At 57.8% G+C, this 10,533-nt stretch carries 9 protein-coding genes and 1 pseudogene; 7 read left to right on the top strand and 3 right to left on the bottom strand.

Going from position 1 to position 10,533, the window contains the following annotated elements:
• Positions 1-198 precede the first annotated feature (198 nt).
• A pseudogene (locus FJ147_24305) lies at positions 199-486 on the top strand (transposase).
• A gap of 404 nt (positions 487-890) precedes the next feature.
• On the opposite strand, the gene FJ147_24300 reads toward FJ147_24305, so the two are convergent.
• The gene (locus FJ147_24300; GenBank protein ID MBM4259008.1) at positions 891-2,576 is read right to left on the bottom strand and encodes a sigma-54-dependent Fis family transcriptional regulator; all 1,686 of its coding nucleotides are present in this window, start codon (positions 2,574-2,576) and stop codon (positions 891-893) included.
• A 231-nt stretch (positions 2,577-2,807) separates the two neighbouring features.
• Here FJ147_24300 and FJ147_24295 point away from each other — a divergent pair, with 231 nt between their 5' ends.
• The 6 genes from FJ147_24295 (at position 2,808) to FJ147_24270 (ending at position 7,139) form a co-directional block, all read left to right on the top strand.
• A complete protein-coding gene (locus FJ147_24295) occupies positions 2,808-3,710 on the top strand; it encodes an NADPH-dependent F420 reductase (GenBank protein MBM4259007.1) in 903 nt (300 codons plus the stop codon).
• 19 nt (positions 3,711-3,729) lie between these two features.
• Positions 3,730-5,349: a Pyoverdin chromophore biosynthetic protein pvcC gene (locus FJ147_24290; GenBank protein ID MBM4259006.1), complete on the top strand. Its 1,620-nt coding sequence runs from the start codon at positions 3,730-3,732 to the stop codon at positions 5,347-5,349.
• A 565-nt stretch (positions 5,350-5,914) separates the two neighbouring features.
• Positions 5,915-6,106 carry a hypothetical protein gene (locus FJ147_24285; protein MBM4259005.1) on the top strand — a complete coding sequence of 64 codons (192 nt, stop codon included), beginning with the start codon at positions 5,915-5,917 and terminating at the stop codon, positions 6,104-6,106.
• Positions 6,102-6,305, top strand: a complete 204-nt coding sequence (locus FJ147_24280) for a hypothetical protein (protein ID MBM4259004.1) — start codon at positions 6,102-6,104, stop codon at positions 6,303-6,305. The genes FJ147_24285 and FJ147_24280 overlap by 5 nt, the downstream gene beginning before the upstream one ends.
• Before the next feature lie 148 nt (positions 6,306-6,453).
• Entirely contained in the window at positions 6,454-6,684 is a 231-nt protein-coding gene (locus FJ147_24275; GenBank protein ID MBM4259003.1) for a hypothetical protein, read from the top strand.
• Positions 6,685-6,692: 8 nt separating this feature from the next.
• A complete protein-coding gene (locus FJ147_24270) occupies positions 6,693-7,139 on the top strand; it encodes a type II toxin-antitoxin system VapC family toxin (protein MBM4259002.1) in 447 nt (148 codons plus the stop codon).
• 213 nt (positions 7,140-7,352) lie between these two features.
• Here FJ147_24270 and FJ147_24265 read toward each other — a convergent pair whose 3' ends face one another.
• Together FJ147_24265 and FJ147_24260 are read right to left on the bottom strand one after the other, a co-directional pair.
• On the bottom strand, positions 7,353-8,441 hold the full coding sequence (locus FJ147_24265; protein ID MBM4259001.1) for a hypothetical protein: 1,089 nt from the start codon (positions 8,439-8,441) through the stop codon (positions 7,353-7,355).
• An 81-nt stretch (positions 8,442-8,522) separates the two neighbouring features.
• Complete coding sequence (locus tag FJ147_24260; protein MBM4259000.1) at positions 8,523-10,415, bottom strand: Tn3 family transposase; 1,893 nt, start codon at positions 10,413-10,415, stop codon at positions 8,523-8,525.
• Positions 10,416-10,533 lie beyond the last annotated feature (118 nt).

Genomic DNA, 10,533 nt, shown 5'->3' with positions numbered 1-10,533 from the left:
TCCACTACACCCGAAGTGATTCGAGACGCACTGGCGACGGTTTCTACCACACAAGTCCGGCAGTGGTGCCAGCAGCACCTGGGGCCGTCGCTCCAGGCCCAACGCCAACAGGCCTTCCGCCAGCTCACGCTAGCGGAAGAAAAGCAGGTCCACTTTCAACAGGCAGCGTGAGGCGTCTTTGCACCAGGCCAGCCTGGGGGAGACAAGGGCTATGATAGCGAACCGTTGCGTCGTGCCCTGCGGGCTCGTCGCATTATTCCCATTGCTCCATACCGCAAAAATCATATCGCGGGTCCCTTGGGGCGTCCGCCCAAAGATGGGCAGCACAAACGGTATTGTCGGCTACGCTGGAAAGTCGAACGCTCCTTTGCGTGGCTCAATAATGCCCGTCGCCGCGATCGCTTTCTGGAACGTGATCAAAAAACCTATCGTGCTTTCATGCGAGTTTTCTTCATCCGGTACTACTTGAACCTGCTATTTTCCTGACCTAAATGAGTTTTGAGATAGCTTCAAATTATTTTTCGCTCCGTGTTTTGCAGTGTGCACAACGAGCGCTAACAGGGCTGCGTACTCACATCGTAGACGTGCCTTTTTGACGGAAGATCACAGAAAGTGTAGTGCACAAATGAGACCGAACGGTTAGGGCGATGGGAATGGACGTATGAGCCCCTTGTCGGACGTTTGCGTGAGAGTTGAGCATTGCGAGGTCAGATTGAATCGCCACACTGCGCGCGACGATCTACCTATCTCCGCCAGTGTGCGCTCACGGGGTGCGGGTATGACAACGCAACGTACTTATACTCTGCAGAGTATAATGAATACTGGCCTCTACGCCACCGGGAAGCTCGGAAACAAACCTCGAACGGGTTCTTCGTTAGCAATTGTCGCATTCAGACCTTCTCTCTGGCCCGCGTCGTGGTTTTCAGACGATACGCGAGTTGGCGGCGTGTGAGACCAACGAGCTTCGCGGCGGCGGAGAGGTTTCCTTTGGCCTGTTCTACTGCGGTATGCATGATGGCTGTTTCAAGAGCATCGAGCGAGAATTGCTTCTTCCCGACCGTATCCTTGACGACGCGTTCGAGGTCCGCAGCGGGAGCGTGTGGCTCTCTCCCGCCCTCGATTATGGCGGCGGACGTCTCGGGCAATCCGGTGTCCGAGAACAGAACGAAGACATCGAGCGGCGCACCATCTGAGGACAGAATGACCGCACGCTCGATCATGTTCTCCAGCTCGCGGATGTTGCCGGGAAAATCGTAGTCAAGCAGGGCGCGAATGGCCCGCTCAGTAAAACCCGCGACCTGCTTGCCGTGGAGCCGCGTGAACTTCGCGAGAAAGTGGCGCATGAGGAGTGGGATGTCGTCGCGCCGGTCACGCAAGGGTGGGATACGGATGGGGAAAACGTTCAATCGGTAAAAGAGATCGCTGCGAAAGCTCCCTTCTTTGACTCTGCGCTTGAGATCTTCATTCGTTGCGGCGACGAGGCGAACATCGACCCGGCGCGTCCGTGTATCCCCGACCCGCTCGATCTCACCCATCTGCAGGACACGTAACAGTTTTCCCTGCGCCTGCAGCGTGAGCGTGCCAATTTCGTCCAGGAACAGCGTGCCCCCGTTGGCACGCTCGAAGCGTCCGGGACGTGAGGTGACGGCGCCGGTAAAGGCGCCTTTTTCAACGCCAAAGAGTTCGGACTCGAGGAGGTTCTCAGGGATCGCGGCGCAACTGACGGTGATGAACGGCCCTGCCGCACGATCACTCACCTGATAGAGGTTCCGCGCGAAGATTTCTTTGCCGACGCCGGTTTCCCCGAGGAACAGGACCGTGGCCTTGGTATTCGCGACCTTGCGGACGAGGTGCGTTGCCGCATTGAACCCGGAGGAGAGTCCCACGAGCTCATCTGACCGCTGCTCTGGCGTACTCACCGTGTTCCTGCGCGGCGTCGGGGAGACCGCCGCTGACTCGCGCGTACGCGCCTGAAACGGTCCACGGTTCACAAATGGTTCGGACTGGAAGTAGCGGAGATCCTCGAGATCATCGCCCCACTCCTCAAGCGGTTTCCCGATGATGCGACAACACGCCCCGCCTGCTCCACGGCACTCCATTTCGCGGTAGAGAATCGGTCGGCCGAGAAGGGTCGTGGTCCACCCGATCGCGCGCCCGAGGTGCATCCAGCAGACCGGCTCGACGCTCGGGCCATAGTGCAGGAGGTGAGACTCAACCTCAATGGAGTCTTTCCACACGGCCTCGACATAAAAATGCCCCTTCTCGACGTCGATCTCGACGCATTGGGGTTCGACGATAACGAGGCCCTCGATCATGTGGAGCCACGGGCCGGCGAGAAACGCTTCCGATAGAGGTCGATCCTTCCCAACCTTACGCACCATAGCGGCGTCCTGGGAGCCGGAGGCATACCCCATACGGGTCAACAGCCCACGGGCGGTATCGGCTCCGAGCGAGTCGATGAGCTCCCTCCGGAGCGCGGCGAGCGAGCGGACGTGGATCAGCGCCATGCGCTGGTCATCAAGCCAGATGCGCCCGTCCTCGGGGCGGAAGTGGAGCTGACGACGCAGGTACTCCATATCTCGTGGGGGAGGGCCGGATTGACGAATACTCATGGAGCGCACGCTACTGCTACGTGACGAAAACGTCAAGTTTGTATGTGATCATCGACCAAATTGTCAACTCAGTTCGGTCGACACTATTGTGGTGGGTGCGCCGAATCCTTGAATTCCCTTTCAATAGTAATGAGGGAGTGCTACGCGGCGAGCCAACTGCCGTATGGCTCGGACCTTGCTGTGTGAGTGCTGTTCATGACGGTCGGAAACTGCTCGACCACGATACAGAGGAGGAATAGATCCATGGAGAAGGCGAGACCGAGCGTTCGCGCAAACGGGAGAGACCGAATAATCGGCCTGATCGGGGCTGGAAACATGGGACGCGCCATAGCTCGGCGTCTCGTTACTGGTGGGCACACCGTCTACCTCGCTGACACTGATGCCGAGAAGCTTAAGAGCGTTGCCAGCGAGATTGCGGCCTTTGGCCCAGGCCTCGTACAGCCGGTCGCGACCGGCGCGGCTGCCGTCGAGAGTGAGATGGTCGTCCTGGCGACTCGGTACCATGAGTCGACCCGGGTGGCCGTGGAACTCAGTGATGTGCTGCGGGGGAAGGTGGTGATCGACATCAGCAATCCCCTTAACGACACATTTAATGATCTTGTCACCGATCCCACCGCCAGCGCGGCTGAGGAGATACAACGCCGACTCAAGGGAGCTCACGTAGTGAAAGCGTTCAATACCACGTTTGCGCCGGTGTTGTTTGCCGGCCAACTCGACGGGGTTGACCTCGATGTGTTCCTCGCGTCTGACTACGCAGACGCCAAGGCGCAGGTCGACACGCTCCTGCGTCCGTGTGGCCTCCGTCCGATCGATGCCGGCGCACTGAAGAATGCGCGCACGCTTGAGCGCATGACGCTGCTGTGGATCGAGCTGCAAGGCCGGTATGGATTAGACTTCCAAGCCACTCTGAAGTTCCTCCCGTCTCAGGTGGGAGCCGTCGCGGTGGAGAAGCCACCAGAGGTACTCGGCAACGGAGGAGTCGCGACCTCTGACCTCCAAGCCCAAGTCAATGCGCTGAAGACCAGGGTTGCCAACCTCGATGCCCGCCTGGAGTCGATGAGTGCTGCGTTCAGACGAGTAGCCGAGCGTGCTCGCTGAATGTGAGAGGGAGAAGATCATGTCACAAACACCGACACATACCTCTTCTGCGGCACCACTAGGAAACCGGCAGGCGAACGGTCCTGCGCCACAGCACGGAAGCCACACGCAGCCACCAGTGCTGCGCGAGGCGCCAACCGGCAAGCAATTTCTCGAATCACTACGGGACGGACGCGCCATCTACTTCGACGGCAAGTTGGTGAAGGATGTGACCACGCATCCCGCCTTTGCCAGCAGTGCGCGCTCGTATGCTCGCATGTACGACACGCTCCATGACCCGGCAAAGCAGGACGTGTTGACCTTTATCACCGAGCGGGGCGCCCGATCACACAAATTCTACAAACTTGCCCGGACCCACCAGGATATATTCGAGGCTCGGGATGCCATTGCCGAGTGGGCTCGCCTCAGTTGGGGAACCCTCTCGCGCGGACCAGACTACAAGGCGGCGCTCGTCGGATCGTTAGCCGGTGATGCGGACTTCTACGGCGAGTACGCACCGAACGTGTGGCGCTGGTACGAGAAGATCGCGGACGAAGTGATGTTCGTCAATCTGAGCCTGGTCAATCCGGCCGGCGATCGCTCGAAACCTCCCGCTGAGCAGCGCGATGTCTACATGCACGTCGTCAAAGAGCGCGATGACGGCATCGTCGTCCGCGGCGCGCGCCTGGTGTCCACCGGGGCCGCCTTCAGTAATGTCACCTACATGAGCCAGTACCTTCCGGCTGGCGGACTCACCGCAAACGAGGAGGATTTCGCGCTCGCCTTTTTCGTGCCCTTCAACGCGCCGGGGATCAAGTTCATCGGGCGCTATTCGTACGAGCACCTCGCCAAGAAGATCGGCTCGCCCTTCGACTATCCACTCTCCAGCCGCTTCGACGAGTCCGATCTCAGCATCGTGCTTGACGATGTGCTCATTCCCTGGGAGGATGTGATCGCGTACCGCAATCCCACAATCGTGAATGGCCTCTTCTCCCGTGGCTTCGGCCAACGCTTCGCTCTCCATGCCGCGACGCGCACTGCGGTCAAGTTCGACTTCATCTGTGGCCTGTTACTCCGGGCGACGGAGATGCAGCAGCGGTCAAGCTTCCGCGACGTTCAACTGGTGATCGGGGAGCTCATCGGCATGCGCCACAACATTTGGGCCCTCTCCACGGCCATGGCGGCCGAGGCCCAGCCCGGCCCAGGCGGATATTTGTTGCCCAACACTGGGTATGCCATGCAATGGCGCAATATGTACGGGGACATGTTCACGAGGGCACGCACGCTGTTTCAGAACGTGCTCTCTGGCAACGTGATCCAGATTCCCTCCTCGGCGGAAGACTTCAAGAACCCCGCTCTCCGGCCATTGCTCGATCGGTATTGGAAAGGTGGAAGCGCCACCGCAGAGGAGCGGGTGAAATTGCTCCGCGTCATTTGGGATATGTTCTTCACCGAGTTTGCTGGCCGCACCGAAGCGCACGAGCGGAATTTTGCCGGTGGCTACGATGCGAATCGTGTCGAGACGTACGTGGCGGCGGAGCAGATGGGACTCAACGCCAACTTCAAGGCCATGGTCGAGGAGTGTATGAGTCATTACGACCTCAACGGCTGGACACATCCCACGTGGGCAGATGTGCCGTGGTCGATCCCCAACGAATGAAGAATAATGCGCAGAGGGCTTATCGCCCGCTCCCTGCGGTCGCTCTCTGGCACATAGCTGATGGCAAGAATCTTCTACCAGAGAACGAGCGGAGCGATCGAGCCATGTGCTCTAGAGCGAGTGCAACGAGCGAGCCATACGCCACGAGCCATAGTGTCTCTCAGGGAAACGGTGAATGAGCGTCCGTATTGACGGACGCGATCAAGGTCCGAGCGAAGCGGAGTGGTGGCGAAGTGCTGTTTCCACAAGCGGGGCGTGCGGAGATGGAGGTCGAAGGCGGGAACAGGGGTTGGCCGCCCACACGTACAACGAAGGGCCACATCACGTGCAGTGATTTTAACAGGAACGAAAAGTTCCATGTTCCCCAGCAGGAGCCGCCGTGTACACACTGGCAAATGTTATCCTAACGAGTCTCACATTGAGATCGTACAAACATTCGCCGTACTTTCGCTATGTCGTTCACTCTTCGATTTGTAAGAGATCCTTATGCAACGTGGCATGAAATTACGCTTTTGGGGGTCGCGGGCCGAGTTGGACCTCGGCGGGTGATCGGGGCGACAATGAAGTGATCAAAATTAAGTTCGCCCGGCGCGATTGCGAGCCGTGTCCTAGCCGGGCACGCTGCACCGCCGCTCGAGACCATCGGCGAACCATCACGATTCGTAACCAGCTTTCCTATACACTGCGCTCCAACACGCCCGTCAGCGGCAAGAAACGAAGGCTTTTAGGTCACCTATGCCCAGCGGTCTGGCATTGAAGGGACGATCTCCCAAGGAGTGCGCCGCGGCCGCTTACGCCGCGCACGCTATGTGGGTCGCACGAAGACGCATCTGCAACACATCTTCACGGCGACGGCACTGAATTTCGTCCGCCTGAGCGAGTGGCTCGCTAGAACTCCGCTCGCCAAGACTCGCCGTTCGGCCTTTGTCAAATGTATGAAACCACAGGCAGCCTGACAATTCGTCAACGGGATCAGCTTTGGTTCTGGTGCAGGTGACACGCTGTGAGCCGACAGCGAGTGGACCTACGTCAGTAGGCTGATCTCGGTTGGGGTCACTTGTCGATGTACATACTGGGTGCTAATGTGTACATTCGGAGTCACTTATGAAAACTGCCAGTAGTACCAAACGCAATAAACACCTCATCCTGGATCAGCAGAAACTCACCCGTGCGCAGAAAATCTTAGCCACCAAAACGGAAACCGAAACCATTGAACGCGCGCTCGAACTAGTCATTAGCGAAGCGGAAAAGGACCGTCGTGCCTGGGCAGCCACCGAGAAGCTCATCCGCAGCGGCATTCAGATCCAGGATGTGTTTGGTCGGCTCGACGCGTAGCGACGCTCATGGCTGGCCTGCTCTTTGACTCCTCAGTGTATATCGCCGCATTACGGCAAGGAGATCTTTCCATCCTTCAGACACGGCGCGCGCAGCGTACAGGTGCCGCAGACTCTGCTCCATTGTGGTTGAGTACGGTCGTGCTCGCGGAGCTGTTAGTTGGCGCACGGGAGCAGCGCGATCGACGACCGCTCTTGGAGATGGAACAGCAATTCCTCCGGCTCAAGCGGGTTGTCGTCCCCGAACAACGCGATTGGCGGTTAGCGGGGCAGGTATTGGCCGAGATGGGGAAGCGGTATGGCTATGAGCAAGTCGGGCAGGTGCGGTTATTCAATGATGCGCTCATTGCGATGAGTGCGGCACGGCTAGGGTTCACTGTCATTACGCGCAACGCGAAAGATTGTCGCAGAATTGCCGCATTGCGCCCGTTTCAGTGGGAAGATACTGGAGACTGACGTGCGCGCGATGCGGCAGGTGTGTGAGCCGTGCCGATGGTCGCGCGATCGAAAAACAATCACTAGTAGTGAATAATACTTCAGATTGGGTATCGAAGGCGGCGTATCCGCCGTTTTTCAAATTTAACATACGAGGACATTATCGGACATGTGAAGAGCAGAAGAAGAATAGGAGTTCAAAACGACTAGGAACAAGGCTGAAGTGATCCTTCGCTACTGCCGCGAGAGCGTCACGAAGAGGCGTCCCACCGCCATTTTGTCCATGACGAATTGCCCCGCAGCACCGAACGCGAAGTCGGGGAATTTGTCGCCGTTCACATCCCCAGGTGCGGCCATCGTATAGCCAAACGCCGCACCTTGAAACGGATACGGATCATCAAAGGTCGTCAGATGTCGCCCATCACGACCATTAAACACAAAGACCTCCCCTTGAATGTGAAACTGATCAACTGTCTGGAACGGCGCACTCACTAGGAGTTCTGGGACTCCATCGCTATTGATATCTGGCCCTTGCAGCAGTGTGTACCCAAAACAGCCGTATGGTTTTGGTACAGGATGCGTCAAGGTATACAACAGTGCCCCATCAGCACCACTGAATACGAACGCTTCCCCTTGCGCACGAATGTCTGCAATGTCTTTATACGGGGCACCAACCAAAATGTCAGGGATACCATCCTTGTTGGTATCGCCAGCCGCAACAACGCGCCAGCCAAAGACCGCGCCGGGATGGGGGCGTGGATCATTCATGGTCAGGAGAAGCTTGCCAGTCTTGCCACTGAACGCATACACACGGCCTTGTACCGGCGTCTTCTCCCCTGCACTGTACGGTGCGCCAACCAGAATGTCAGAGGCGCCATCTTTATCGAGATCGCCGGCATCTGCGACCGACCAACCAAACGCTCCTCCCCCAGACGTCTGTGGAGCAGCAAGTACACGCACCAGGTTGCCTGAGTGTCCATCAAAAACGAAGACTCTGCCGGTTCCTTCCTCTCCGTATGCGCCCACTACAATTTCCGGGACGTGATCATCCGTCCCATCACGAAGAGCAGAGACCGCCCACCCAAACCCAGCACCAATTTGTCGATGCGGCGCTTGGAGAACATGCAATGGGGAGGCATCCTTCCCGCTAAAGACAAAGATTTTGCCACTCCCTTCATAGCTGGCAGCGCCGACTAGCAAATCTGGTGTTCCGTCACCGTTGAGGTCCCCGGCTCCAGCTACAGCGAAACCAAAGGCGGCAGAGGGCATGGGGCGCGGCGTATTAAGGATGAATATCAGTTTGCCTGTTTTCCCACTAAACACAAAGGCGCGCCCTTGCCGCAATGAGCGCGGAGCAGGAGGCGGGTATTCGGCTTTCCGATAGGAATGGAACAATTTTGGTCGCTAAGGAATAGGGCGACGAGGGTCTCGTAACGGGCGGAGGCCAATCCGTCGTTGCGCTTCTTCGAGATTGAAATGGTAGCGACCATACACATTGACATGCCCATAGCGAGTTGGCCAAATCCGGGCGAGATCACTGTCCTGCACCAAGTGGCCCTCGCGTTTGAGTTGCTCGACCACAGCCGCCATATACACCGTATTCCAGAGGATGACCGCATTGGTGACGAGATTGAGACAACTGGCTTGATGGATGAGCTCTTCCCCGCGGTTGCGGCGCAGCTGACCTTTGTTGGCGAGCATCAGATAGGCCCGCAAATCGTGGAGCGCCTCTCCCTTATTGAGTTGGCGGAGGATGCGCCGTCGATCGTCGGTGTTGGCGTACCACCGCAGCACATGCAGCGTCCTGACTAACCGTCCATATTCCTGAAGCGCCAAGGCCAACGCGTTTTTCTGGGGATAGGCTTGCAGTTTTTGCACCAACAGAGAAGCCGTCACATGCCCCAGCTTCAAAGAGCCAGCGACCCGCAGCATGGCGTCCCACCACTCCAAGATCTGCTGCCGGTTGATACGGCCCGTCAGGTGAGGCTGCAGATGGGGATAGCAGGAGAGGTCAAGGGTACCGGACCGATAGAGCCGCCGACTCCCAATATCGCGCAGCCGTGGGGTAAAGCGTAGGCCCAAGAGATCGAACAGGGCAAAGATAATTTCGGTTGCCCCGGCAGTATCAGTGGTATGTTCGACGATGGCCAGTTCGGTTTCATTGTCCAGAATGGCATCCAAGACATAGGTCGCATCACGTACTGTGATAATCACTGGTTTGGTCCCATACTGGGAGAGTTGGTCTGAGGTCCAACTATAAAAGGTCAATCCCTGGCCATAGCCAAGCGTCGGGGGAAAAGGACGAGCGTGGCGATTTTTGCCGGACACGGGAAACCGTTGACCATCCGAAGAAGACAAGATCCCAGAGCCCCAGACTTGACTCAAAGGTAACTGGTGATGATAGTTGACCAAGCTGGAGAAAGCCGCTTTGAGGGTTTCTTCACGGAGATACCAGGTCGTACACCACGCCAGTTGGCGGTACGAGAGCTCAGTACTCTGCGCCATCTGCTCCAAGCCAAAATTACAGGCATGAGCTAAGAGGCTGGCGTAGAGCTGGGGTAACAAGCTGGGTCGCACGGTTTCCGTCCCGGCAGCATGAACAAAGTGCTCAGAAAAATGCGTCCACGCATCGACCTCAATCAGCAACTCACTGAGTTCGACCCGTGGCAACCGAGCGGTGATCAGGTCCTCAAGGGCGTCGGCACTGGCAGGGCGAGGATCAGCGGCCAGAGGTGACAGGACCAGTTCGCCATTCTCACTGCGTACTGGCCCGTCTTTCTCCGCCAAGAGTTTCTCGACCTGGGTCATGGCGACTTTGAGTTCCGCTTCGCGTTCGTCCAGCCGCTGGCACCCTTCAGTGGGGGTGCCAGTTTGCCGTGTCACTTCGGACCGCCGAGTGGGCCACTCAGCAGGAGGAATCAAGTAGGTATCAGGGTTGGCATAACGGCGACTATGTTCGACCCATACGCTGCCTGAGCGTAACGCACTGCGCAGTTGCCACAGGGTACAGAGCTCATAGTAACGGCGGCTAATCTCTCCGGTGGGCTCGCGAATGTACGGACGCCACGCGTCGGTCACCAACGCCATCGGTGCGGTGAGCGGAACTGAGCGCCGCGCTGGAGTCTGATCGAGCTCGCGCAGCACGGCGACGGCTTGGAGCACGGTGTCATCGGGGCCTTGTGTATGGAACGTGAGGGTCTGAAGAAAAGCAGGGACAAATTGCCGGAGGTAGCTGTACCGTTTTGCGAAGAAATCGATCGCCTCATCAGGCCGGGGGCGAATTAGTTCGTTAGGCATGGGCAAGAATTAAGTTACCGATTAAGAGCGAGGAAGAAGCGTATAGTTCCAATCGCCATGAAACTTACCGGGTTTGATATTGAGCGCTTGAAACTCATCGTCGGAGACCTGTAGGCCT

The organism is Deltaproteobacteria bacterium (assembly GCA_016874775.1).
GTDB lineage: Bacteria > Desulfobacterota > Binatia > Bin18 > Bin18 > VGTJ01.
This window is presented reverse-complemented; position numbering and strand designations above follow the sequence as displayed.

Coding starts and splice junctions, on each gene's coding strand:
- FJ147_24290 (MBM4259006.1), top strand. CDS start 3,730: ATGTCACAAACACCGACACATACCTCTTCTGCGGCACCACTAGGAAAC.
- FJ147_24275 (MBM4259003.1), top strand. CDS start 6,454: ATGAAAACTGCCAGTAGTACCAAACGCAATAAACACCTCATCCTGGAT.
- FJ147_24300 (MBM4259008.1), bottom strand. CDS start 2,576: ATGGAGTACCTGCGTCGTCAGCTCCACTTCCGCCCCGAGGACGGGCGC.
- FJ147_24295 (MBM4259007.1), top strand. CDS start 2,808: ATGACGGTCGGAAACTGCTCGACCACGATACAGAGGAGGAATAGATCC.
- FJ147_24270 (MBM4259002.1), top strand. CDS start 6,693: ATGGCTGGCCTGCTCTTTGACTCCTCAGTGTATATCGCCGCATTACGG.
- FJ147_24260 (MBM4259000.1), bottom strand. CDS start 10,415: ATGCCTAACGAACTAATTCGCCCCCGGCCTGATGAGGCGATCGATTTC.